Below are 22612 nucleotides of genomic sequence, written 5' to 3'. Positions count from 1 at the left end.
GAGGACAATGACGATGCTGACGATCCCGAACCGCTCGCGTCCAGCCGTCCCCAGGCGCGCCCACTATGACGCCATCATCGTCGGCGCGCGCTGCGCCGGCGCCTCGACCGCCCTGCTGCTCGCCCGCGCCGGGCTCAGAGTGCTGGCGATCGACCGCAGGCCTTATGGCTCGGACACGCTGTCGACGCATGCCCTGATGCGGCCGGCCGTGCTGCAGCTGTCGCGCTGGGGCCTGCTCGAGCCGCTGCTCGAGGCCGGCACGCCGCTGATCGAGACGACGACCTTCCACTATGGCGACGAGGCGATCACCATCCCGCTCGACGCGGGGCCCGACCTTCCCGGCCTGATCGCGCCGCGCCGCACCGTGCTCGACCGCATGCTGGTCGATGCGGCGCGCGAGGCGGGTGCGGAGTTCCTGCACGACATGGCGGTCGGCGATCTCATCGCCGATACACGCGGACGCGTGCGCGGTGTCGAGATCCGGGCAGCCGGCGCGTCGCTCAGGGTGAGCGCCGACATCGTCGTCGGCGCCGACGGCATCGGCTCGCTGGTCGCCAAATGCTGCAACGCGCCGATGCTGCGGCACGGCAGCGTCTCGGCCGCCCATGTCTACGGCTATGCGCCGGTCGAACCCGGCGCGGGCTATCACTGGTATTTTCGCGATGGGCTCGCCGGCTCGCTGATCCCGACCAATGACGGGCAGGCCTGCATCGTCGCCTCGGTGCCGACGAGGCTGTTCGACCAGCGCTTCCGCCTCGGCCACGCAGGCGCGCGCATGGAGGTGCTGGAGGCGCTGTCGCCGGCGCTGGCCGAACAGGCGAGCCGGGCGCCGACGGACGTCCGGCTGCAGACCTTTCGCGGCGTGCCGGGCTTCATCCGCCAGGCGCATGGCCCGGGCTGGGCGCTGGTCGGCGACGCCGGCTTCTTCCGCGACCCGATCACCGCGCACGGCATTTCCGACGCGTTGCGCGACGCCGAGAGCCTGGCACGGGCCATTGTGGATGGTTCCGAAGCCGCGTTCGCGGCCTACCAGCGCGACCGCGATCTCGTCGCCGCCCAGATCCTCGCCACCACCGATGCCGTGGCCGGCTTCGACTGGACGCTCGCCGGCATCGGCGAGACTCACCGGCGGCTCAGCGCGATAATGAAGGCCGAGGTGCAGGCGCTGTCCGAACGGGGCATGCCGCTGCGCCGCTCCGCATCGCGGCCGGCGGCCGGGCGGACGCCGGCGAACGAGGACAAGGCGCCGGTCACGACCGGCTGCGGAACGTATCGCAACAGAATGGGAGCACGATCATGACTGCACATGTGATGAAGGACGGCTGGGTTGGCATCGCCAACGGGCGGCCGCAAGTGGGCGCTTTCGCCGAGCGCTCGCGGCGCACGCGCGCCGAAGACATCGTCGCGTTCACCGAAATGACCGGCGACCGCAACCCGCTGCATTACGACAAGGCGGCCGCCGAAGCCTCGGTGTTCGGCCGGCTGATCGTGCAGGGCGGCGTCACCTCCGGCATCCTCAACGCGCTGGTGGCCGAGGATCTTCCGGGCCCCGGCTCGGTGTTCCTCGAAGTGGCATGGAAATTCGTCAAGGCGGTGGGCGTCGGCGAACTGATCACCGGCCGCGTCGAGGTCACGGAGGTGCGGCCCGACAAGCCGATCACCAGGCTGGAGACGTCGGTGCGCAACGAGGCCGGCGAGCTCTGCTTGACAGGCACCGCAACGGTATTCACCGTGCCGGTGGCGAAGAGTTAAGCGGCGGAAACGATGGCCTTGCAGAACGGCGGCGCTCTCCTTGCCGAGGATGCAAACCGCTGGAGCATGCTCGGCGTGCTTTGCCTTGCCGTCGTGCTGTCACTCACCACCTGGTCCTCGGCGACAGCGATCGTTCCCGAACTCAGGGCCGCCTGGCAGCTGTCGGGGGCGGTCGATGTCTGGCTGACCAATGGCGTGCAGATCGGCTTCGTCGCCGGCGCGCTGGCGGCCAGCCTGGTCAACCTGCCCGACATCGTCAGGCTCAACCGGCTGATGGCGATCTCGGCCCTCGTCCCGGCCGCGGCCAATGCCTCGCTCCTGCTGCAGCCGGGGCCCGCAGGCCTTATTGCGGCGCGCATCCTGACCGGCGTGGCGCTGGCCGGCGTCTATCCGCCGGCCTTAAAGCTGGTCTCGACATGGTTCGTGCGCGGACGGGGACTGGCGCTCGGCGCCCTCATCGGCGCTCTCACGCTTGGATCCTCGCTGCCGCATCTGTTCCGGGCGCTGGCCGGTTCGCTCGACTGGCAGCTCGTGGTGATGGCCGCCACCGCGGCCGCGCTTGCCGGCTCGATGCTGTTCTGGTTCTTCGCCCGCGAGGGGCCCTATGCCTTCGGCAAGGCCGTGTTCCAACCGCGCCAGATCGGCGCGGTTTTTCGCATCCGGCCGCTGATGCTGGTCAATATCGGCTATCTCGGCCACATGTGGGAGCTTTACGCCATGTGGGCCTGGCTGCTCGCCTATACGCGCGCCGCGCTGGAGGCGCAGCAGCAGTCCTCGCCCCAACTGGCGTCGGTGCTGACTTTCCTGGCCATCGCCGTCGGTGCGGGCGGCTGCCTCATCGGCGGCGTGCTCTCCGATCGCTTCGGCCGCAGCCTGACCACCGCCGGGATGATGATGGTGTCCGGTTCCTGCGCAATAGTCATTGGTTTCGCCTTCGACGGACCGCTGTGGCTGTTCGGGCTGGTCATCCTGGTCTGGGGCGTTTCGGTGGTTGGTGATTCCGCGCAGTTCTCGGCGGCGGCGACAGAGCTTGCCGACCAGCGTTTCGTCGGCACCGCGCTGTCGGTGCAGCTTGGGCTCGGCTTCGGGTTGACGGTGCTGACGATCTGGCTGCTGCCGCATGCCGCGGCTCTGCTCGGCTGGCGCTGGGCTTTCCTGGTGCTGGCGCCGGGCCCGCTCGTCGGCACGCTGGCCATGCTTTCGCTGCGCCGCTTGCCGGCCGCCGCAAGCATGGCGCACGGCAAGCGGTGACGCTGTCGGTCCCGAGCCTCGGGCGGATCAATGCCCGCAGGCCGCGCCTACGAGCCGGAGCCGATCAATAGTCGGTGTCGCTGTCGACGATGACGTGACGGCGATGGTGGCGGTAATGATGACGCTCGATGGAGCCCGTGATCACGACGGTATCGCGGCGATGATGGCGATGCCAGGCGCGCCTGCCGTTGTCGTAGAAGGCTTCCGTGCCGTGGCGGCGGTGATGCAGACGCTGGCCTTCGTCGTTGATGACGACGGCGTGCCGATGATGGTGCCTGTGGTGCGTCTTGATGACGAGGTCGGCCTCGGCCGGGGATGCTACGGCCGGCGCCGCGATGCTGAGCGCCAAGGCGGCGAGAAGCACTGTTTTCATTGTGATATTCCCGGTTCCTTGAACATCCCTTCGCCGGGTAAACCGATGCCGTTCCGTTTGGTTCCGGCCGGGCGCCGGGCAGCTTCGGGGCAAGCAGGAGCACGCAGGCTGCGGAACAATGTGGTCGCCCGGGGGTTCGGCAGGCCGCAGTCCACTCCTCCCGGATGTAGCTGCCGCCAAGCGCAACGGCCCGCTGCCCTCCTCCCGGCAACGGGCCGTTGCTCGCTTCCGGCGCGCTCATCATTTGTTGTTGACGGTCGAGCAGCTTCGCGGCAGGTATCGGGCGTTGGATTCAAATGCGGGGCCACACATGAAGAAGACATATGAGAAGCCGACACTGACCAGGCGCGAAAAACTGGGCGCCGTTACGGCCGTTCCGGCGGCATCAGGTCCAACCACGATCTGACGTCCCGGCCAGCAGCCATTGAGAAACCCGTCGGCTCGGCCGGCGGGTTTTTGTTTTGTTTTGGAACATCTCGCCGAGATATTGGTTCGGGGCGCGGCGAGATTCTCTCCTGTGTCACGCTGTCGGTCGACAAAGGCCCGCCCGCTGATCCAGCGGGCGGGCCTGTTTTCGGCTGAGCGATGCATGCCCTTGTCCCGGGACCGTTGCGCGCTGCCGGGCGGCATGCATAGGCCGAAAGAGGTACGGAACCTTCTCTCCCGGCCAAAGTTATACTGCGCCTGCTTGCGCCCATACCCCTTTGTGCGCAGGCAGGGATTCCAACCCCAAATTTGCCCCCTGGCGTCCCCCAGGCGGGCTTTTTTGTTTCAGCTGCCGGCAGACGCCCGGCCATGGCCGAGTCGCCCGAAGCTGACCTGTCCCATTTCAGGACCGAAAGGCTGGCATACGCCTTGCACCGAGGACGTTGCCGGTTAATCCCGGTCCTGATCGCGTATTCTGATCAGGTTAGTAGGCTCGCCGGGCTTGAGGTGGTTGGGGTTCTCGCCCGGCGGGTTTATTTCCGAACGCCAAACTGGCTCGCTCCTGCTTACACAAGAGACGAGCCAGCCCGGCCCGGTGTTGCGTTGTTGGGTGGGTTCCACCGAAGGCCTCTGCCGCGTGCCCAAGGGAGGACGCGGCATTGGCTTGCATCGCGCTCCGTTTGGGCGTTTGTGTCAATCCAATCATTTTAGGGGGCGCTAATACGAACGGGTTAGACCCGTCGAGGGACGCTTACCGCGGTTGGAGATGCCGGAAAGCCTTGCAGCCAAGGAGGATGGGGCAGGTGAGGCGTCAAGGGTTTTTTTTGGAGGAGCCTTTTGCGCCGAGCGCCCTGTCTGGCGCCGCAGTGCGACACTGCTGTCGGACACCGGAAGACGCGGCTGACGAAGCTGCGCGACTCGGGGCGCGTGCTGGGTGATCGAGCGATCGCTGGGCGAGAATGGCTCTTGCCGGGCAAGCTGTGGGCATGCGCAGCGGCTCGACAAGCCTCTGCGTTGCCGACAGCGTCGACACCCGGCTCGAGGCCGAGCAAGATCAACAAGATAGCGGGGAACAAATATCAAATGTTAATGTTAGGGGGCCCCACGGAGGCCTTCCCATGACATCGGAGCAGCAGAATGACACGCTGGCCGTGCTCGTTCGGCGGCTGGTCGAGAGGACCAGCATCACCGAAGAGCAGGCCCGGGAACTCGTCCTGCTCATCGGCTTCGAATGGCCCTCGCTGCTTCGCGAGGCCCTGGCCATAAAGCCGAAGGATTCGGCATGAGCAGCTGGGAGCTGCGGAGCTTTTCGATATAGCTGTCATGCTCTGAATGTTCGAAACATGCTGCCAAGCGGCCTGCCGAATACATCCGCCGTCACGGCCAATATACGGCGCTATGCAGTCTAAGACCTCTGCGCCGGCACATTAGACTTCGGTCACAATTGAGTCGCATCAAATAAAGCGGCAAACTTGCCCAATGAGATTCGCCGTCATCCAGGATCCGTGCGACGACTGGATGGTGTATGACCTGCTTTACGATCTCCCGGCGGAGATCGCGGGCGAGCTGCCAGTCGGGTTGACGCGAGAGGAGGCCGAACGCCTGGCCCGACAAGCCAACCAGGGTCGGCCGGTCCGGCTGCGGGCATTGCCTGGAGACGGCGGCACGGCGATCCACCAAATCCGTCGCCTATGAACTGACGCGATCGCCAAGGCCGGTCACCCGGCCGTTTCGGCGATGAAGGCCCGGACATGGCCGACGAACTCGTCGAAGGCGGGTTCGCCTTCGAGCAGGATGTGGTTGCGGCTTTCCAGCTCGAGGAAGCGCGCGCCTGGAATGCCGGCGGCCAGGGTGCGTCCGGATTCGACCGGGGCGACATTGTCGTCGCGCGCGTGCAACACCAAGGTCGGCACGCTAACCTTCTCCAGAAGATCGCCGACATCGATGACGGAAAAGGCGCTTTGCAGGCGCCAGGCGTCGTCCGGAAGGATGGTGCGCAGCAGCAATTCGTCCATCCAGGCGAAGTGCTCGTGCGTGGCGCCGGGAATGAACATCGAGCAGAACACCTGGCGGAACATCGGGTTCGACTTGCCCCAGCCCTCGCGCATCAGCGTCGCGATCGCCTCGCGCGTCGCGATCTCGCCGGCGTCGCCGCGTGCCCGCCAACCTTTGACATAGCCGCCATAGAGGATCATGCCCGATACCTTCTCGGGATGGCGTATGGCGTAGGCGATGGAGACGGCGCAGCTCTGCGAGAGGCCGAGCAGGGTAAAGCGGTCGAGCCCTGCCGCCTCGACCACGCATTCGAGATCGGAGACCATGGTGTCGAAGGAGACGTCGGGCACCTGACGCTGCGACAGGCCGTTGCAGCGCTCGTCATAGCGCACCAGCTGGTTGTCGCGCGACAGCGCCGCGATCCAGTGCCGCCAGATCGGGCTGTCCCAGTCATAGGTGAGATGCGACATCCAGTGCGCGGCGCGCAGGATGGGCGGGCCGCTGCCGGTCCTGGCATAGGCGAGCCTGGTGCCGTCGACGGCGCGGCAGAAATGCACGGCGCGGCCGGGGTCCTGCGCGTGCGCCGGCCTCTTGGCGGGCGCAGGCGATTGCGGCGGGGCGGCGACAGCGGTGGCGGGCTGCGCGGACCGTGCCGTCGGCTGCGCGGCCGCCGTCCTGACCTTCTCCTCCAGCGCCTCGATCTCGGCCGCAAGGCTTGCATCCTCGGGAACGAGGCGGCGCAGACGCCGGGCGAGCGGCAGCGCCCGCTTCGGCTCGCCGGCCAGGCGCTCGACCAGCTCGCGCAATATGCCGAGCTCGGCGATCTCGACCTCGCTGGCGATGGCCTGCCGCCACGCCTCGTATTCGGCGCACCGCTCGAGCGACAGATCGGCCAGGACATCGCCGCGGATCGAGGCGACAACGGCCTCCAGCTCGTCGGTCGGCCATGAGGACAGCTCGCCCTTCACCAGGGGCTGCAGGCGGGCGTAGTCGGTTTCGACCTTCAGCGACACCGCGTTGCGGTCGGCGGCCAGGGCGGATTCGCTATCTCCCAGCACCTGGCGGATCTTGGACAGGCTCCAGCGGAGCGCGCCGCGCGGATCGTCCGGAACGTCCCAGAAGATCTCGCATAGCCGCTCGCGCTGATGCGACCTGGCGGTGACGGCAAGGTAGGCGAGCAGGGCGCGGGTCTTGCGTGAGGGCGGCAGGTCGAGCAATTCGCCGCCGCGGGCCACCTCAAAATTACCGAGCACGCGCAATTCCAGCGGCCCGGCTTGCGGACCGTCGGTCATGCGGCCAGGCACCCTTCGGTTGCCATTTACCCCCTTCGGTTCCTCATCGCAGCGGCGAGAGAACACCGCACCGGAATATCAAAATCGGCTAAAATGCGGAAGCCTTGTTCGCTGCCGGCACGACCGATACGCCAAGATGGCAGTGCCGAATGTGCGATGCGTTACATTTGGCGACGGCGCCGAAGCTGCCAATCTCCCCCCTCGTGGGGGAGATGTCCGGCAGGACAGAGGGGGGCGCGAAGGAACTCGGCCTTCCGTGATCTTGTTTGTCACAAAAACGGACAGGCTGGCGGGACAGCGCCCCCCTCTGCCTTGCCAGGCATCTCCCCCACGAGGGGGGAGATCAGCAGCTTCAACGCTTTCGCCAACGTCCAACGGCAATCAGCAGCGCCACCACCACCAATCCCGCCGCCACCGCGAAGGTGACTCTCATCCCGCTCGCGACCGCCTCGGGCGCTGCCCGACCGATATCCCTCGCACCCACCGCAAAGGCAAACACCGCGCCCATCGCCGCCGCGCCGGTGACGAGGCCGAGATTGCGCGACAGGCTCAGCATGGCCGACACCACGCCGCGCTCACGCTCACCGACATCCAGCATCACGGCGGTGTTGTTGGCCGCCTGGAAGAGCTGGTAGCCCGGCGTCAGAAGCACGATCGCGGCCGTGTAGCCGGCGAGGCCGAACAGGCCCGGCAGCATCGACAGGGCGAGGCAGCCGACGACCATCATCGCCAAGCCGGCGATGATCATGCGGCCGGCGCCGAGGCGATCGACGATGCGGCCGGAAACGACGCCGCAGAGCGCCGAGACGACCGGGCCAATCGACATGACGGCGCCGGTGAGCGCTTCGCCCAAGCCGAGAGCGCGCGACAGATAGAACGGCACCACGACCAGCGTCGCCATCATCACAGTCGAGACCAGCGCATTCACGGCAAGGCTCGAGCCCAGCACGGAACCGCGCAGCAGCGAGAGGTTCACCAGCGGCGCGGCGACCCTGCCCTCGGCGATGACGAACAGACCGGCGCCGAGCGCTGCCACGGCCAGCAGCGCCATGTTGAGGCCGCCGAAATGGCCGCGCCCGATTGTCATCGCCAGCGCATAGGCGGCCAGCGTCGCGGCGAGCAGCAGCGTGCCAAGCACATCGAAGCGAGGGCCAGTTTTCTTCGCCGGCTGGCCGACGGCGCTCGCCGCCTTGGCCTCGCGCGCGGCGGGCAGGAAGCGCTGCGCCGCAAGCAGGGCAACGAGGCCGAGCCCGGCGTTGACCAGGAAGATCGCGCGCCAGCCGAGAGCGGCGATGAGCACGCCGCCGAGCGAGGGGCCGAGCGCGGTGCCGATCGCCGACATGGTGCCGAGCAGGCCCATGGCGCTACCGGTGCGCTCCCTCGGCACCGTCTCGCCGACGAAAGCGACGGTCAGCGCCATCATCACCGCCGCGCCCAGTCCTTGCGCGGCGCGCGCGGCAACCAGCAGCGCGAGCGACGGCGCGAGCGCCGCGGCAAGCGAGGCAGCGCTGAACAGGCCAAGGCCGGCGACCAGCAGCAGGCGGCGGCCGACCAGATCGCCGAGCCGCCCGACGCTGACGATGAAGGCCGTGATGGCCACGAGATAGGCCAGCACCACCCATTGCACCGCCGGAAACGACGCGGCGAAGGCAGTGCTCAGCGTCGGCAGCGCGACATTGGCGATCGAGGTGCTGAGCGAAGAGAGCAGCATGGCGAGCGACAGGCTGGCCAGCGCGCCGGCCGTGGATCGGCTCGCGGATGCGACGTGGGAATGAGCGATGTCGGCCATGGTGCTTCTCCGGCGCGGGTGAGACTTGCCGGCAAGATAGGCGGCTGCCAGATATGGCGGAACATGCAGCATTTGCACTTCATCATTGCATGAAACGCCATGTCACCGAGCGACAACCATGTTATGGTTGCGCTTATGTCGCGACCCGATCTCAACCTGCTCTTCACGCTGGACGTGCTGCTCGCCGAAGGCAGCGTCGCCAAGGCGGCGCGGCGGCTGCGGCTCAGCCCCTCGGCAATGAGCCGGGCGCTGGCAAGGCTGCGCGAAGCAACCGGCGATCCGCTGCTGGTGCGGGCCGGGCGCGGCCTGGTGCCGACGTCGCGCGCGATCGAGCTCAGCGCCGAGGTCGGCCAGTTGGTGAAACAGGCCGAAGCCATGCTGCGCCCGGCCGCGAAGCTCGACCTCAAGCGGCTCGTGCGCAGTTTCACGCTGCGCAACAGCGACGGCTTCGTGGAGAATTTCGGCCCTGGGCTGATCGCCCGCGTCGCCGCCGAAGCGCCGGGCGTGCAGCTGCGCTTCGTGGCCAAGCCCGACAAGGACAGCGCCCCTATGCGCGAAGGCGGTGTCGACCTCGAGACCGGCGTGGTCGGCGGCTCGACCGGGCCGGAGGTGCGGGCGCAGGCGCTGTTCCGCGACCGCTTCGTCGGCGTCGTGCGGCAAGGTCACCCGTTAAGCCAAGCCAGGGTCACCGCCGCGCGTTTCGCCGCCGGCCGCCACATTTTGATCTCGCGCCGCGGACTCGACCGCGGGCCGGTCGACGAGGCGCTGGAACTCGACGGGCTCAGGCGCGAGATCGCAACCGTGGTCGGCGGCTTCTCGGAAGCGCTGGCGCTGGCGCGCGGCTCCGACCTGATCGCCACCGTGCCCGAGCGCTATACCGGCAAGCTGCGCGAAGGCATGTTCAGCTTCGCGCTGCCCCTGCGGCTGGCGGAACTCACCATCTCGCTGCTGTGGCATCCGCGCCTCGACGCCGATCCGGCGCATCGCTGGCTGGGCGCGCTGGTGCGGGAGGTGTGCGCCGGCCGATCGTAAAGCGAAACCGACTTTCGCTTTCCGCCCGGAACCTATCGTCGACGGGCCCGTTCTGCATGAGGTTGCGCCAGTTCACGCACTCCTCTTCTCCAGTTACTTTGTAACTTGGAGCGGTTTGTTTGCGTCTTGTCTTCCTTGTTTATCTACAAGATTTGCACCTGCCAGGATAATATTGTTTTCGTCGGGAAACTTCCACTTGCGATATTCGTTCTTCAATCGATCGTGATGCGAACGATCTTTTCACTTGGAGGTATATCATGAAAACCCGTTTCCTTTTCCTTGGCGCGATGGCGCTTTCGATCATGGCCGGCTCGGCAATGGCCGGCAGCACGACCGGCACCTCGGCACTCGACGATCCGCAGAAGATGTCGCCGTTCTTCACCGACGCCGGCATGAAGACGATGAAGAGCGAAGCCGATTTCAAGACCGCCTGGATGGCGCTCACCGAAGAAGACCGCACCTCGATGAAGAAGGACTGCGGCGACGAGGCCATCGCCAAGCAGCACGACGATTTCTGCAAGATGACCAAGCAGCTCGGCGGCGCGAATTAAGCGGCGAGCCTGGGCAGCCAAACGGCGGGCCGCAGCGCCCGCCGTTTGGCGTTCTCAGGACCCTGCCGACGCGCCATCGTGATCGCGATGCGCGGCGGCCGACTGTGAAAGGTCGCAGGCCCGGTTCCACTCTCGGCCGGAGTTGTTACCACTTTCGCGAAACCGGTCATAGCCGGCTGACGACCGCACTTGATCCGCCAAGGCAGCAAATCGCCAAGGCCGCAGTGGTCGCCGGGTGCAAATCCTGCGCTTCGGCAGCCTCAGACCCGGGCGCCGCCCAGCAATGCGGCAATCAGCGTCACCAGGAAGACGAGCAGCCCCAGCGCAAACCGTTCCAGCCTGGAGCGCCGCAGAACCCGCAGCAAATGATTGGCCATGGCACCCTCCCCGCTCGCGCCGCGCATTGTAGCATGGTGGCGTGCAGACACCATGAAGCGGTTCACAGAGGCGCAGCGGGAGCGTTACCCGAAGGCGACAGAGGGGGTCGCTTTGAAGTGCCAATCCTCCACGGCTGCAATAGGCCGCGTCCAGTCGGACCGACCTGGCCTGCCGGCCATCTCCCCCTCGAGGGGGGAGAGCAGCCGTCACCGGGCGCTCCGCCATAAGCGAATGCTGTCGGCAGAAATGCACCCAAAAAAAGTCAGGTGGGCGTCGGCCCCGCCAATGAGACGAGTCGCGAAAAACCAGCCTATTCAAACGGATAAGCGGATCGCCCGATGAAGCGGGCGAAAAGGCCGGAAATCCGCCATCTCGGGGCTTGGCGAGGCCACGACGCGGCGCTCACGGCAACCCAAATGTGCGCTGCAAAATGCTGAAAAACGCGCTTGCACCCCCCGGCGCGGCCAGATTGACAGCCGGGCACGCCAATGGCACTTCGCAATCACTGGTCACGCATGACCGTTGCTGTTGGGGACGGACGGGGTTTCAGCAGCTTGGCGGCGGCGCCGGACGGGCGGGCACCTGCAGTGCACCGCCCGCTCCTGGCCAGGAGCGTCGAAGCGGCGCTCGGGCCGCTGGCTAGATCAATATCGAAGAACCATTGGCCGCGGTGACGGCAGAGAGCTTGCCGCGCTTCTCGAGTGTCGGCTTCGCGTAAACCTTCTTCATCCGAGATTCCCCCTGAAGACAATCCGTGCAGGTGAGCGCCTCAAGGACGGCTTGTCAAGCCGCGGCTGCGGGCCGCCAGATCGCGGGCTCAGAATGTGAAGCCGGACGCCGGCACCGTCGCCGTGGCGGCGGAAAGCTTATCGCGCTTGTCGAGCGTCGGTTTCCTGTAAGGCTTCTTCATTCGGCTGGTCCTGCACAGTCGACGACTGGCGCAGGGGAGCGCGAACGAGCCGCGCTGTCAAGGTTTGGGCGGACGGCAGGCGAACCGCGCGGCTTCGCGACAGGCCCGCTGGCTTGCGCGGCGTCATGCCGGCTGGCGCAGCCAGTGGCGGTCGAACACGTCGAGGATGGCGCGGAATTCGGCCGGCGGGATCTGGTTGGCGCCGCCGTCGCCGTCGGCGGCGAGAAATTGCCCGAGCTGCCGGTCGACCGTTTCGGGGTGCTCGATGGCGATGCCGAGGCCGGCCAGGTCAGCGGCGATCGAACCTCCGGGCAGCAGATAGCCGCCCCAGGAGGCGTCGGGCGCCGCATGGCGCAGGCGGATGATGAGGATGCGGGTGAGCGAGGGCTGCGCCTCCGGGCCGATGATGGCGGTGCCGCACATATAGCCGCCAAGCACGCTGCCCGGCTGCGACTGCGGAAACAGGCTGAAGAAGAACTGGGCATCGCCGCCGGTTTCCTTGAGATGCAGGTAGAGGCCGCGCTTGGCCGGCGTGACCGGGCCGGCGAGCGCCAACTGACCGGTCGGCAGCGCCTCGCGATAGGTGGCGGTGAGACCATGCACGCCGGGGCCGGCCTCGATCGCCAGGCTGCCCTTGATGAGCTGGCCGCGATAATAGGGCGACCAGGCTCGCGAATAGCAGGCATAGCTGCCGACGAGCGCGATGCTCAGGCCGCGATCGTCATGCGCGGAGGAGGCTTCGACCTGCGCCACGGCGCGACGTTCGAGGTCGGCGCTGTCGATGCCGTGACGGGCCGAGATCTCGGCCGTGAAGCTCGACAGGTCGCTCTCGGCGATCCAGGCGCCGGGCTGATCGAGCCGCAGGACCTTAGCCCAGTCGTCATAGACGCTGAGCTCGCGCGGATGGGCCCTGCCCTGCAGCCATTTGTCGGCGCGGCCGAGGTCGAAGGCCGTCTTCGGGTTGACGGCGCGAAACGCCGCCGCCAGATCCTTGCGGCTGACCGTCCCCAGCACCGCCGACGTCAGCCGCAGCTTTTGCGCGATATGCTGCGCCATGCCGTTTCCCCTTGCCTCACCAGCAATAACACACGCCGGCAGTCGGCCGCCACGCCGATTTTCCAACAGCTAATATTCCAGGAATTCCAGAGAATTCCAGGGTTTTCCGCGCATGCAAGCTTCGCGGCGGGACTGCCGGCGCTAGGCTCGTTGTGGGGCACTGGGGAGTTGTCATGAAAATCGTTCTGTCCGTACTCGTCGTGGCCCTTGCGCTGTCGCAAGCCGCCATAGCCAAAGAGAAGATCCCGCCGCACGGGACCAAGGTCGTCAAGACGCAGAAAACCCCGCCGCTCGACCAGACGGTCACCGGCGGCACCATCGCACCGGCCGGCAGCACGGCCTCGTCAGCCGATCAGAGCCAGTTGGGCCAAGGCTATCCGGAGGCGCTGGACCTGCATTTCTAGAGCGGATCATCGTTTCACCGAAACGCCGATCCGCTCTAACCATTTGTTTTTGCGCAGTTCCGGACGGAATTGCGGTGATGCACGTCGCCCCGAAATGTGCAGCGGGGATCACGACCTGCGTCAAAGCTAAGACTTGAAGCGCGTCGCGCGTCCCCCCGGGAGCGAGCGAGGAAAACAGCGGCGGCCGACAAGGCCGAACAGCCCAAGCCGCCGGCAGCGTTGGGAGGCTTGGCGCCGCCGCGGGGGCAGGCGCCCACCCGCGCGGACCGCGAGGCATCGCGGTCCGCGCGGGAATGCGTGACGACAGAAGGGCGGACCGCGAGACATCGCGGTCCGCGCGGGCATGCCTGACGACGGGGCGCACTGATCTCCCCCCTCGAGGGGAAGATGGCCGCGCAGCGGCAAGAGGGGGTCGGTTCGACTGGACTCGGCCCCCTTGCTGCAGGTGAAGGCTGGCGCTTCACGCGCGGCGACCCCCTCTGTCGCCTTCGGCGACATCTTCCCTCGAGGGGGGAGATGGCGCTCGATCTCTACTTAACCGGGATCATCAGATGGGCGTAGGGCGTGCCGGGCCACATCACATAGGGCTTGCTCGTGTCCGGCTTGGGGTCCGTCGGATAGCCCGCCATCATGTCCATGGCGTTGACGATCATCACATGCGGGCCGGTCTCTATCCAGTTGTTGCCCTCGGCGGGTGCCGTCGCATAGGGATCGGTGTTGCTGCCGTCGGTGCCGCCGGACAGCATGTACATGAAGCCGACCTTGCCCTTGGGCGGATCCTTCTTCTCGAGCCACGCCATCGCCCACTCCATCGAGTTGGCATCGCCGCACATCGGATCCGGTCCGGGCGAAGCCGGGTTGTCCGGCATGCACCAGAAACCGTTCTTGCCCTCGCGCAAGGTTTTCATGTTGCCTTTGTCGTCCATTGAGTAGATGGCGGCGCCGCTCGCCACGGCGGCGGGCGCGGCGGACTCGGCGCTCTTGATCAGCGCAGCATCGTCGGCAACTGCGCTCTGCATCGCAATCAAACTGCCCGCTGCCATAAGCGCAGCGACCGTCAGAAGCCGTTTCATGGCCGTTCTCCGGTTCGAGTGGATGTCTTGTGCATGATGTCGGACGCACGGCTCTCCGGGGCCGTTTGTCGGTGACCGGATTTTACCAGATCGGGCGGTTCTGGACAATTGCAGGGTAGCTTCGGCTAAGGGGGTTGGCGAAACCGGCGGCGACATCGATTCGATCTCCCCCTCGAGGGGGGAGATCAGCACCCTCCCTTTATGTTGCGGCGCGTTAAATATGTTGCATTGCGATAGAGGCGCATAGAGGCGAGGCTTTCTTCAAGGCGGGATACGAACGAACATTGCGAGGTTCGTCTTCGTGTCAGAACCGTCCCAGGGCTTCCGGCCCGACATCGAAGGTCTGCGTGCGCTCGCCGTGGCGGGCGTGGTCGCCTTCCATTTCGGCCTGACGGGCCTTCCCGGCGGCTTTGCCGGCGTCGACATCTTCTTCGTCATCTCGGGCTATCTGATCACCCGGCATCTGGTCGCCGAGATGTCCTCGACCGGCCGGCTCGACCTGCTGCGCTTCTACGCGCGGCGCGCGCGCAGGCTGTTGCCGGCAGCGCTCTTCGTCATCCTCGCTACGCTCGCCTTCGGCGTCATCGTGCTCTCGCCGGAAGAGCAGGCGCTCTATTCCAAGGGCGCGATGTTCGCCTCGGCCTATATGATCAACCTGTGGCTGATCCGCTGGTCGTTCGACTATTTCGCCAACGACGCGGCCAGCAACCCGTTCATCCATTACTGGTCGCTGTCGGTGGAGGAGCAATTCTACCTCGCCTGGCCGGCGCTGCTGATGCTGGCCGCCTGGCTGAAGCCCGGCCGCCGCGCCATCGTGCTTGCCATCGGCATTGCCGGCCTCGTCTCCTTCGCCGTCTGCGCCTGGCTGACCACCGTGTCGCAGCCCTGGGCCTTCTACTTCTCGCCGCTGCGCGCCTGGGAGTTCGCCGCGGGCGGCCTGGCTTCGCTGGCGCCGGCGTGGCTGCTGGCGAAGCGCCCGCGGCTCGGCCTGGGTTTCGGCCTCGCCGGGCTGGCGATGATTGCGTTCGCTTACCTTACCTTCAGCGAGGACTCCCCCTTCCCCGGCTTCCTGGCCCTGGTGCCGGTGGCCGGCACTGTCCTTCTGCTGCTGGCGGGCGCGGCCGGCGTCGGGAATGGCATTTCTTCACGCAACTCCGAACGGAAAACCGCGGGGCACTTTTCCTGGAATTGCGTCAATGCCTTCCTGGCGCTGCCGCCCTTGCAGTGGGTCGGCAGGCTGTCCTACTCGCTCTATCTCTGGCATTGGCCGGTGATCGTCTATGCCGGCATGCTGACCACCGAGCTCTCCGTGCCGCAGCGCCTGATCTGCCTGGGGCTGACGCTGGCCCTCTCCGTCCTGACCTACCACCTGATCGAGAACCCGATCCGCCGCAACGGCTGGCTGATGGCCAACGCGGCGCGGGCGCTGGTGCCGGCCCTCCTCCTGACCGGCACCGGCGTCGCAGCTGCCTATGGCAACGCCAGGCTTGCCGTGCACGACCTCGACCCCGAGCAGCGCGAGATCGCCGCAAGCGCGGCCGAGCCGGCCACCGCGCGCGCCAGCGCCTGCGTGCAGGATTATTTCACGGTGCGGCCGGCGCCCTGCGTGTTCGGGACCGGCCGGCGCGCCATCGCGCTGTTCGGCGACTCCCACGCCGACCACTGGTCGACGCCGCTGATCGAAGCGGCCAGGAAGGACGGCTACCGGGTCGAGACCTGGCTGAAGAGCTCATGCCGGGCCTCGCGCTTCACCTTCTTCGTCGCCAAGCTGAAGCGCAACTACAGCGAATGCGACCAGTGGCGCGAGCAGGCGATCAAGGAGATCATCCAGGCGAAGCCGGCGCTGGTGGTGATCTCGGAACTGGCGCTGACCTCCTCGCGCAAGATGGCGGAAGGCAAGCGCGAGCCGGACACCTCGGACGCCGCCTGGCAGGCCGGCCTGCGCTCGACGCTGACCACGCTGAGCAATGCCGGGCTGAAGATCGCCTTCATCCGCGACGTGCCGTTCAACGACGAGCATATCGACACCTGCGTGGCGCGCGCGCTGTGGCGGGGCGGGACGCCCTCGCTCTGCGACCAGGCGCGCGCCGATGCCGCCAACGACAAGATGGCGGCGGTGGAGCGCGAGATCGTCACCAGCGTGCCGAACGCAAGCTATGTCGACCTCACCGACCGCTTCTGCAACGCCACCACCTGCCACGTCTTCATCGACGGCAAGCTCGCCTTCCGCGACCAGCACCATCTGGCGACGCCGTTCGCGGAATCGCTGGAGCCGGAGGTGGAGAAGAGGGTGATCTCGAAGGTAGGACGGTAGGCGGGGCGATGGAGCGCTTTATCTCCCCCCACGAGGTGGAGATGCCCGGTTCACCCTCCGTAGCTGCAGCGAAGCTGCTGCGAAGGATGGGCAGGCCAGAGGGGGTCGTCTCACGTAGAGCGCCGACGCCCCTCTCTCGACAATGAAGGCGTCGGCGCTCCATGCGCAACGACCCCCTCTGTCGCCTTCGGCGACATCTCCCCCTCAAGGGGGGAGACAAGACTCACCCCACCACGACCACAAAATGCTTGGTCACCGGCTCGACGATCTTCCAGGTGCCCTTGAAATCCGCCTCGACAACGAAGGCATCGCCCGGGCCGACCTCGACCGACTCGCCGCCGTCCGGCGTGATGATGATGCGGCCGGCGATCATGTGCACGAATTCATAGTCCGTGTAGGTGGCGTGGTAGGTGCCGGGCGAGGCGCGCCAGGTGCCCGACATCACCTTGCCGTCCTCGCTGGTGTGCTGGACCGCCGTCTGCATGGTCGGCCTGCCCTCGACCACGACCCAGCCCGGCAGGTCGCCCGGATCGGCATGCTCGACGGCGCCGAATTTGAGGATGGTCTGCTTGGTCATCGGTGGCTCCTGCGGTTTGCGTTGGCCGGGTGATAGACTAGCGGATGTCGGCCCGACCCGCACGCGGCGCCGCGACAGTGGGTGACGGTGAGGGGATGGTTTTGCCCAGTGAAGGTAGCGCGGGGCGCTGGAGCGCGTGATCTCCCCCCTTGCGGGGGAGATGGCCGGCAGGCCAGAGGGGGGTGCTGTCCCGCCAGCATATCAACCGGCCAGGTTGCGACTTCTGACGTTGAAGCCGTTATGGGAGGCGTCGGCGTTCCTTCACACCCCCCTCTGCCCTGCCGGGCATCTCCCCCGCAAGGGGGGAGATCGGCAGCTTCGGCGTCGGCGCCCTACTAAGCCGCCCCCCTACTCCGCCGCCCGTGCCAGCTTCCGCCGCGCCGGGGGCCGGCGTTTGTGGGCTGGCTTCAGCGCCACGGGCGCGGCGTGCGAGAGCGCGCCGGTCACCGCGTCGACCATGCCGTGGGCGACGAAATCGGCGTTCAGGTCACCGGCGAGCTCGGCCGCGGCCTCGACATCGCCATTGCCTATCTCCGACCAGAAGACGATGCCGACCCTGAGCTGCGGCTTGAGGCGCTTCAGCCGGCGCACCATGAAACGCGCATGCTTGGTGGAATCGCGATTGAGGAAGCCGATGACGACGGCGTCGATGCCGTCCAGCGCGAGGCGGCGGATGGCGGACGGCTCCAGCTCGGCGAAGCTCGCCCGCGAGGCTTCGGCGCCCTGCACGACCAGCACCTGCGCCAGCATGGCGGCGGCGGCGTCGTCGAGCTCGCCGCGGCCGCCGGCGCACAGCACCGAAATGCCGGACCCGTCCGGCAGGTCGACCTCCTCGGCCTCGTCGGCGGTCTTGTCGCCATTGATCTTCACTTCAGCCGCCTTGTCGGCGCCAGGCTTATCCGTGCCCGCTTTGTCCGGGCTTGCCTTGCGGCCATCGATCCTGGCTTGCGAAGCCTTGGCTTGCGAGCCCTTGCCGGGGGGCGCCTTGCCCTCGGCTGTCTTGCCCTCGGGCCGCTTCTCCTCGGCGGAAGCGGCGGCCTCCTCCTCCTCTTCGGCCTCGGCCTCCTCCTGGGCGCTGTCGTCGAGATTGGCGACCAGCGTCAGCGCGCTTTCGGCCACCTGCTGCCGCTGCTCGTCGTCCATGACGCCGCGCATGCGGTCCTGCTCGCCGAGCAGCAGCGCCGGCACGGCCACCTGGTCGTAGAACTCGAACAGGTATTTTTCCTCCAGCATCTCCTCGGCATGGTCGGTCGCCTCCTCCGGATCGCCGGCCAGCAGCCGCTGGTAGAGCCTGGCATGCGGCTCCAGCACCGGCTCGTTGCCGAACAGCACGTCGAGGAACTCGAACTGCGGCACATGCCGGCCGAGCACCACCAGGCAGACGGTGAGCGGCGTCGACAGCACCAGGCCGATCGGCCCCCACAGCCAGGTCCAGAAGATCGCCGCCACGATGATGGCTAACGGCGACAAGCCGGTGCGCGAGCCGTAGAGCCAGGGCTCCACGACATTGCCGGTGATCAGCTCCATGACGATGAACAGCGCCGCGGTCCACAGGAGCAGCGACCAGCCGGGCGCCACGGCCAGCGCCAAAAACAGCGGCAGCAGCGCGCCGATGATCGGGCCGATATAGGGCACGAAGCGTAGCGCCAGTGCCAGCAGGCCCCAGAGCAGCGCGTTGGGAATGCCCAGCACCCAGAGCCCGATGGTGATGGGGATGGCGTAGACGATGTTGACCACCAATTGCATCAGCAGATACTGGCCGACGCGCTTGCCGGCATCCTGCAGCGCCTGCGTGGTGCGGTGCAGGTCGCCATAGCCGACGAGGCGGATGAAGCGGTCGCGCAGATCCTCGCGCTCCATCAGCATGAAGATGACGACGACGATGACCAGGCCGGCGGAGGCGAGCGGGCTGAGCAGCGGCGCCACCAGGTTCTGCAGCACTTCGAGCGGCTTCTCATGCGCGACGACCTCGACCGGAATCGGCTCGCGCTTCGGCGCCTCGGCGGCCGAAGGCAACTGCGGCTCCTGGCGCTCGATCTCCTGGCCCACGCGCTCGATGACGCCGCTCAGGCGCGAGATGATGCCGCCGCCGAGCCCGCTTTCCTTGAGCGCGCGGATCTTGGTCAGGATGTTGATCTGGTAGACGGGGATGTTGCTGGCAAGGTCGCTGACCTGGGTGGCGACGACGAAGGAGAACAGCGCAAGTGCTGCGAAGGCGCCGAGCACGCTGGCAATGACGGCGGCAAGGCGCGGAACGCCGAAGCGCTTCAGCCAGGCGACGACCGGGGCGATGGCGAAGGTCAAGAGCAGCGCGACGGCGATCGGCAGGAACACCTCGCGGCCGAAATAGAGTGCCGCGACCGTGGTGACGACGCTGGCGACGGTCGGCAATGCGGTGCGGGGATGCCCCCTGGAGGCGGCAAGCAGGCTCGCCAGCCCGGGCTCCGACGCCCGTTCACCATTCCCACGATTGGCCGCCACTTGTAGCCTCCACCGCCATCATTGGCGATATTTCGCCGGCGTGCAACGCATGGCGGGGGCGATGGTTGCGGAGCGCGACCAATCTCCCCCCTCGAGGGGCCATCGAGGGGGAGATGTCGCCGTAGGCGACAGAGGGGGTCGCCGCGCGTCAAACGTCATCAATGACCTTCTTGCGCCGCCGAAAGGACGCCGGCGCTCTACGCGCGACGACCCCCTCTGGCCACTTCGCGGCCATCTCCCTCTCGAGGGGGAGATTGCTTGGCGCCGCACATTTTCCCGGGAACACCACCCGCCCCGAAACCGTTTAGCGATCGAAGGGGCATCCATCGAAACCTCAAGGAGGCAGCGATGAAACGGCTTCTGCTTGCTTCAATGATCGCCATCGCCTCGGCGTTCGCTGTTGCACCGGCCAGCGCCGGCGGCGTCCAGCTCGGTATCGGTATCGGCCCGTCCTATGATCCTTACTACGGAGACTACTATGGCGGGTATTACCCTCATCGCTATTACCGACACGTCTACGATGACGACTACTACACTCCCTATCGCGATCGTTATGTGGTGCGCTATCATCACCGGCATTATCGCAATTGCCGGATCAAGCTCGTGAAGCACTGGCGCCACCACCACCGCGTGGTGGAGGAAGTGCGCATCTGCCGCCGGTAACGGGTGGCCAGCGACTCTCCCCCAGCGAGGGGGAGAGTCGCCGTGGGCGACAGGGGTCGCCTGGATATTGCATTTCCCAATCACAGCGCTTGGCTCTGGACGGACGGCTCTGACCGCCCCTCAGCTACGCATCCTCCTCCGACGAACATCGGCGATCACGAACATTAGCAATCGGGAACACAGGCTTCCCGCAGGGCGTTTACCGGGTAATCGGCCTTCAAGGAGGAGGTTGCCATGAAAAAACTGTTACTTGCCTCGGTGATCGCCGTCGCTTCCGCGGCAGCGACAATCGCGCCCGCGGACGCACAGGGGTTCTTTGGCCTCGGCTTGAGCCCGTTCGGCGGCCCTTTCGGTGGCCCCTTCGGCGGGCCGTTTCCGTTTTACCGACCCTACTATGGCGGCCCATTCTACGACTATGGCGGCCGCTATTACGGCCCGCGCTACTATAACGATTATTATCCGGGCTACGCCGTGCGCTACCCGCACCGCTACTACTACCGGCACCGCCACTATCGCCACTGTCACGTGAAGTGGGTGCGGCACTGGCACCATCACCGCCGTGTGCTGGAACGCGTGCGGGTGTGCCGGTATTGAGGGTCGCGATTGGCTGATCTCCCCCCTCGAGGGGGAGATTTGACCGCGCTTGCAAATCCTGCCTGAATTGCCATCTACCTTTCGGCATTCAGGGAGAATCCCACATGACGCAGCGAAGCGGCAGTGCCGACCTGCCGCTGCATGGCGGGCGGGTTCCGAAATGGCTGGGCGAGCGCATGACGAAGCTCGGCGCGGTGCTGTGCGAAGCCATCATCCACCATTACGGCCGCGACGAGCTTTTGCGCCGCCTCGCCCATCCCTTCTGGTTCCAGTCCTTCGGCGCCGTGATGGGCATGGACTGGCATTCCTCCGGCATCACCACTTCGGTCATCGGCGCGCTGAAGCGCGGGCTGAACCCGATGGCCGGCGAGCTCGGCATCCATGTCTGCGGCGGGCGCGGCGCGCATTCGCGCAAGACGCCTGGCGAATTGCTGGCCATCGGCGATCATGTCGGGCTTGACGGCGCCGCGCTTGCCACCGCCAGCCGGCTCGTCGCCAAGGTCGACAGCGCCGCCGTGCAGGACGGGTTCGACCTCTATCTGCACGGCTTCATCGTCACCGATGACGGGCGCTGGGTGGTGGTGCAGCAGGGCATGAACGGCGACGCCCGCCAGGCGCGCCGCTACCACTGGCTATCGGAGGGGCTGACGAGTTTCGTCGACCAGCCGCATGCGGCGATCGAGGGCGAGCGCCAGGGCGAGATCGTCAACCTCACCGACCACCGCGCCGAAAAGGCGCGCAGCGGCCAGATCGCGCTCTTGAAGACGATGAGCCCGGAAAAGATCCTGGCCGAGCTTGCCGTGCTCGAGCCGCAGCCTGAGCGAGCTAAGCCAGAAATTGGGCTCGCCGCGCAGCCGCTGCTGCCCCATCTGGTCATGCCGGCGCATCACGACGTGCGCGAGAGCGACATCGTCATGCGCCGCCTGCACGGCAACATTTCCGCCGCGATCGACAGCGGCCCGAAGGATTTCCCCGAGCTGCTGCTGGTCCCCGGCGTCGGCCCGCGCACGGTGCGGGCGCTCGCCATGGTCTCGGAAGTGGTGCACGGCGCCCCCTGCCGCTTCTCCGACCCGGCGCGCTTCTCGCTCGCCCACGGCGGCAAGGACCGCCACCCCTTCCCGGTGCCGCTGAAGGTCTATGACGAGACGATCTCGGTGCTGAAATCGGCGGTGAGCAAGGCGAGGCTCGGGCGCGAGGAGGAACTGCAGGCGCTCAAGCGGCTGGATGGGGAGTCGCGAAGGATGGAGCGCTATGTGACCGGGCCGAGCCTGAAGGAGATCGTGGCGGGCGAGATGGACCAGTCGCATCTGCTCGGCGGGCGGAGCGTGTTTGGGTGGGAGGGGGCGCCGGAGGGTGGGCCGAAGCCGCTGAAGGATGCTTGAGGCGTCACTGACAAGCCCGTGGGTCGGCGCCGCCCCTCATTGTCCCGCCGGACATTTCTCCCCGTATAGTGACGGGGAGAAATGGGCTGTGATCGCTGCTTTCGCCAACCTTCAGCGTCGCAGAACAAGCACCGCCGGCGCGCCCAGCCCTCTTCTCCCCGTTCACGGCAGGGCTATCGCATATGAGTAAGCGCCTGGATGAGGTAGTCGTCATTCCAGGCGCATTTCTTGATGCGGTGGCTAATGGGGACTTTGTCGACATCGGCGCCCTGAAGGATGTTTCTGGCGATGCGGTTGAGGAGCGCGGTGTTGGCGGGAG

The 22612-nt window shown here is 66.7% G+C and carries 21 protein-coding genes; 12 read left to right on the top strand and 9 right to left on the bottom strand.

What is annotated here, in order from left to right; genetic code table 11:
• Window positions 1-13: 13 nt before the first annotated feature.
• Genes EN818_RS26520 through EN818_RS26510 form a run of 3 tightly spaced genes read left to right on the top strand, consistent with a single transcriptional unit; the run spans window position 14 to window position 3003 of the window.
• Entirely contained in the window at window positions 14-1300 is a 1287-nt protein-coding gene (locus tag EN818_RS26520) for an NAD(P)/FAD-dependent oxidoreductase (protein ID WP_189523848.1), read from the top strand.
• Entirely contained in the window at window positions 1297-1752 is a 456-nt protein-coding gene (locus EN818_RS26515; protein WP_095807694.1) for a MaoC family dehydratase, read from the top strand. Before EN818_RS26520 ends, EN818_RS26515 begins: the two co-directional genes overlap by 4 nt.
• 12 nt (window positions 1753-1764) lie before the next feature.
• The gene (locus tag EN818_RS26510; RefSeq protein WP_135905948.1) at window positions 1765-3003 is read left to right on the top strand and encodes an MFS transporter; all 1239 of its coding nucleotides are present in this window, start codon (window positions 1765-1767) and stop codon (window positions 3001-3003) included.
• A gap of 64 nt (window positions 3004-3067) precedes the next feature.
• Here the strand turns inward: EN818_RS26510 and EN818_RS26505 are convergent, their stop codons facing one another.
• Together EN818_RS26505 and EN818_RS32850 are read right to left on the bottom strand one after the other, a co-directional pair.
• The gene (locus EN818_RS26505; protein WP_095807696.1) at window positions 3068-3376 is read right to left on the bottom strand and encodes a hypothetical protein; all 309 of its coding nucleotides are present in this window, start codon (window positions 3374-3376) and stop codon (window positions 3068-3070) included.
• A 240-nt stretch (window positions 3377-3616) separates the two neighbouring features.
• Window positions 3617-3967: a hypothetical protein gene (locus EN818_RS32850; protein ID WP_176478403.1), complete on the bottom strand. Its 351-nt coding sequence runs from the start codon at window positions 3965-3967 to the stop codon at window positions 3617-3619.
• 953 nt (window positions 3968-4920) lie between these two features.
• On the opposite strand from EN818_RS32850, the gene EN818_RS32845 reads away from it, so the two are divergent.
• Together EN818_RS32845 and EN818_RS26495 are read left to right on the top strand one after the other, a co-directional pair.
• Window positions 4921-5088, top strand: coding sequence for a hypothetical protein (locus EN818_RS32845; protein ID WP_165349867.1), 168 nt, complete (start codon window positions 4921-4923; stop codon window positions 5086-5088).
• Between the two features lie 193 nt (window positions 5089-5281).
• Window positions 5282-5497 carry a hypothetical protein gene (locus tag EN818_RS26495; protein ID WP_095807697.1) on the top strand — a complete coding sequence of 72 codons (216 nt, stop codon included), beginning with the start codon at window positions 5282-5284 and terminating at the stop codon, window positions 5495-5497.
• A gap of 23 nt (window positions 5498-5520) precedes the next feature.
• On the opposite strand, the gene EN818_RS33825 is transcribed toward EN818_RS26495, so the two are convergent.
• Both EN818_RS33825 and EN818_RS26485 read right to left on the bottom strand, forming a co-directional pair.
• Window positions 5521-7089, bottom strand: coding sequence for an alpha/beta hydrolase (locus tag EN818_RS33825; RefSeq protein ID WP_245420430.1), 1569 nt, complete (start codon window positions 7087-7089; stop codon window positions 5521-5523).
• 352 nt (window positions 7090-7441) lie between these two features.
• Window positions 7442-8878: an MFS transporter gene (locus EN818_RS26485; RefSeq protein ID WP_245420431.1), complete on the bottom strand. Its 1437-nt coding sequence runs from the start codon at window positions 8876-8878 to the stop codon at window positions 7442-7444.
• Between the two features lie 135 nt (window positions 8879-9013).
• Here EN818_RS26485 and EN818_RS26480 point away from each other — a divergent pair, with 135 nt between their 5' ends.
• Both EN818_RS26480 and EN818_RS26475 read left to right on the top strand, forming a co-directional pair.
• Window positions 9014-9910, top strand: a complete 897-nt coding sequence (locus tag EN818_RS26480; RefSeq protein ID WP_135905946.1) for a LysR family transcriptional regulator — start codon at window positions 9014-9016, stop codon at window positions 9908-9910.
• 257 nt (window positions 9911-10167) lie between these two features.
• Window positions 10168-10461 (top strand): hypothetical protein, encoded by a 294-nt coding sequence (locus EN818_RS26475; protein ID WP_095807699.1) that lies wholly within the window; start codon window positions 10168-10170, stop codon window positions 10459-10461.
• A gap of 1017 nt (window positions 10462-11478) precedes the next feature.
• On the opposite strand, the gene EN818_RS26470 is transcribed toward EN818_RS26475, so the two are convergent.
• Window positions 11479-11568 (bottom strand): hypothetical protein, encoded by a 90-nt coding sequence (locus EN818_RS26470; RefSeq protein ID WP_095807700.1) that lies wholly within the window; start codon window positions 11566-11568, stop codon window positions 11479-11481.
• Window positions 11569-11872: 304 nt separating this feature from the next.
• Window positions 11873-12805, bottom strand: a complete 933-nt coding sequence (locus EN818_RS26465) for a hypothetical protein (RefSeq protein ID WP_095807701.1) — start codon at window positions 12803-12805, stop codon at window positions 11873-11875.
• A gap of 173 nt (window positions 12806-12978) precedes the next feature.
• On the opposite strand from EN818_RS26465, the gene EN818_RS26460 reads away from it, so the two are divergent.
• Window positions 12979-13209, top strand: a complete 231-nt coding sequence (locus EN818_RS26460; protein ID WP_095807702.1) for a hypothetical protein — start codon at window positions 12979-12981, stop codon at window positions 13207-13209.
• A gap of 530 nt (window positions 13210-13739) precedes the next feature.
• Here the strand turns inward: EN818_RS26460 and EN818_RS26455 are convergent.
• The gene (locus tag EN818_RS26455; protein ID WP_095807703.1) at window positions 13740-14282 is read right to left on the bottom strand and encodes a hypothetical protein; all 543 of its coding nucleotides are present in this window, start codon (window positions 14280-14282) and stop codon (window positions 13740-13742) included.
• A gap of 301 nt (window positions 14283-14583) precedes the next feature.
• Between EN818_RS26455 and EN818_RS26450 the strand changes: the two genes are divergently transcribed.
• The gene (locus EN818_RS26450; protein WP_095807704.1) at window positions 14584-16596 is read left to right on the top strand and encodes an acyltransferase family protein; all 2013 of its coding nucleotides are present in this window, start codon (window positions 14584-14586) and stop codon (window positions 16594-16596) included.
• Between the two features lie 223 nt (window positions 16597-16819).
• On the opposite strand, the gene EN818_RS26445 is transcribed toward EN818_RS26450, so the two are convergent.
• Both EN818_RS26445 and EN818_RS26435 read right to left on the bottom strand, forming a co-directional pair.
• Entirely contained in the window at window positions 16820-17173 is a 354-nt protein-coding gene (locus tag EN818_RS26445; RefSeq protein ID WP_095807705.1) for a cupin domain-containing protein, read from the bottom strand.
• Between the two features lie 348 nt (window positions 17174-17521).
• Window positions 17522-19654: an AI-2E family transporter gene (locus EN818_RS26435; RefSeq protein ID WP_245420432.1), complete on the bottom strand. Its 2133-nt coding sequence runs from the start codon at window positions 19652-19654 to the stop codon at window positions 17522-17524.
• 348 nt (window positions 19655-20002) lie between these two features.
• On the opposite strand from EN818_RS26435, the gene EN818_RS26430 reads away from it, so the two are divergent.
• The 3 genes from EN818_RS26430 to EN818_RS26420 all read left to right on the top strand — a co-directional run bounded on the left by EN818_RS26430 (window position 20003) and on the right by EN818_RS26420 (window position 22293).
• Complete coding sequence (locus tag EN818_RS26430) at window positions 20003-20317, top strand: hypothetical protein (protein ID WP_095807706.1); 315 nt, start codon at window positions 20003-20005, stop codon at window positions 20315-20317.
• 234 nt (window positions 20318-20551) lie between these two features.
• A complete protein-coding gene (locus EN818_RS26425; RefSeq protein ID WP_095807707.1) occupies window positions 20552-20911 on the top strand; it encodes a hypothetical protein in 360 nt (119 codons plus the stop codon).
• A 104-nt stretch (window positions 20912-21015) separates the two neighbouring features.
• The gene (locus EN818_RS26420; protein ID WP_095807708.1) at window positions 21016-22293 is read left to right on the top strand and encodes a DUF763 domain-containing protein; all 1278 of its coding nucleotides are present in this window, start codon (window positions 21016-21018) and stop codon (window positions 22291-22293) included.
• The last annotated feature ends 319 nt before the right edge of the window (window positions 22294-22612 follow it).

The sequence above is a fragment of the Mesorhizobium sp. M3A.F.Ca.ET.175.01.1.1 genome (assembly GCF_004791945.1).
Lineage (GTDB): Bacteria > Pseudomonadota > Alphaproteobacteria > Rhizobiales > Rhizobiaceae > Mesorhizobium.
The sequence above is the reverse complement of the archived record's forward strand: the minus strand, read 5'-3'. Positions and strand labels throughout refer to the sequence as shown.

What these genes read in the sequence shown, in the direction of transcription:
- EN818_RS26425 (WP_095807707.1), top strand. Translation starts at nt 20,552, where the DNA reads ATGAAAAAACTGTTACTTGCCTCGGTGATCGCCGTCGCTTCCGCGGCA.
- EN818_RS26515 (WP_095807694.1), top strand. Translation starts at nt 1,297, where the DNA reads ATGACTGCACATGTGATGAAGGACGGCTGGGTTGGCATCGCCAACGGG.
- EN818_RS26465 (WP_095807701.1), bottom strand. Translation starts at nt 12,805, where the DNA reads ATGGCGCAGCATATCGCGCAAAAGCTGCGGCTGACGTCGGCGGTGCTG.
- EN818_RS26460 (WP_095807702.1), top strand. Translation starts at nt 12,979, where the DNA reads ATGAAAATCGTTCTGTCCGTACTCGTCGTGGCCCTTGCGCTGTCGCAA.
- EN818_RS33825 (WP_245420430.1), bottom strand. Translation starts at nt 7,089, where the DNA reads ATGACCGACGGTCCGCAAGCCGGGCCGCTGGAATTGCGCGTGCTCGGT.
- EN818_RS26510 (WP_135905948.1), top strand. Translation starts at nt 1,765, where the DNA reads ATGGCCTTGCAGAACGGCGGCGCTCTCCTTGCCGAGGATGCAAACCGC.
- EN818_RS26505 (WP_095807696.1), bottom strand. Translation starts at nt 3,376, where the DNA reads ATGAAAACAGTGCTTCTCGCCGCCTTGGCGCTCAGCATCGCGGCGCCG.
- EN818_RS26445 (WP_095807705.1), bottom strand. Translation starts at nt 17,173, where the DNA reads ATGACCAAGCAGACCATCCTCAAATTCGGCGCCGTCGAGCATGCCGAT.
- EN818_RS26470 (WP_095807700.1), bottom strand. Translation starts at nt 11,568, where the DNA reads ATGAAGAAGGTTTACGCGAAGCCGACACTCGAGAAGCGCGGCAAGCTC.
- EN818_RS32845 (WP_165349867.1), top strand. Translation starts at nt 4,921, where the DNA reads ATGACATCGGAGCAGCAGAATGACACGCTGGCCGTGCTCGTTCGGCGG.
- EN818_RS26430 (WP_095807706.1), top strand. Translation starts at nt 20,003, where the DNA reads ATGAAACGGCTTCTGCTTGCTTCAATGATCGCCATCGCCTCGGCGTTC.
- EN818_RS26520 (WP_189523848.1), top strand. Translation starts at nt 14, where the DNA reads ATGCTGACGATCCCGAACCGCTCGCGTCCAGCCGTCCCCAGGCGCGCC.
- EN818_RS26485 (WP_245420431.1), bottom strand. Translation starts at nt 8,878, where the DNA reads ATGGCCGACATCGCTCATTCCCACGTCGCATCCGCGAGCCGATCCACG.
- EN818_RS26480 (WP_135905946.1), top strand. Translation starts at nt 9,014, where the DNA reads ATGTCGCGACCCGATCTCAACCTGCTCTTCACGCTGGACGTGCTGCTC.
- EN818_RS32850 (WP_176478403.1), bottom strand. Translation starts at nt 3,967, where the DNA reads ATGCATCGCTCAGCCGAAAACAGGCCCGCCCGCTGGATCAGCGGGCGG.
- EN818_RS26475 (WP_095807699.1), top strand. Translation starts at nt 10,168, where the DNA reads ATGAAAACCCGTTTCCTTTTCCTTGGCGCGATGGCGCTTTCGATCATG.
- EN818_RS26420 (WP_095807708.1), top strand. Translation starts at nt 21,016, where the DNA reads ATGACGCAGCGAAGCGGCAGTGCCGACCTGCCGCTGCATGGCGGGCGG.
- EN818_RS26455 (WP_095807703.1), bottom strand. Translation starts at nt 14,282, where the DNA reads ATGAAACGGCTTCTGACGGTCGCTGCGCTTATGGCAGCGGGCAGTTTG.
- EN818_RS26495 (WP_095807697.1), top strand. Translation starts at nt 5,282, where the DNA reads ATGAGATTCGCCGTCATCCAGGATCCGTGCGACGACTGGATGGTGTAT.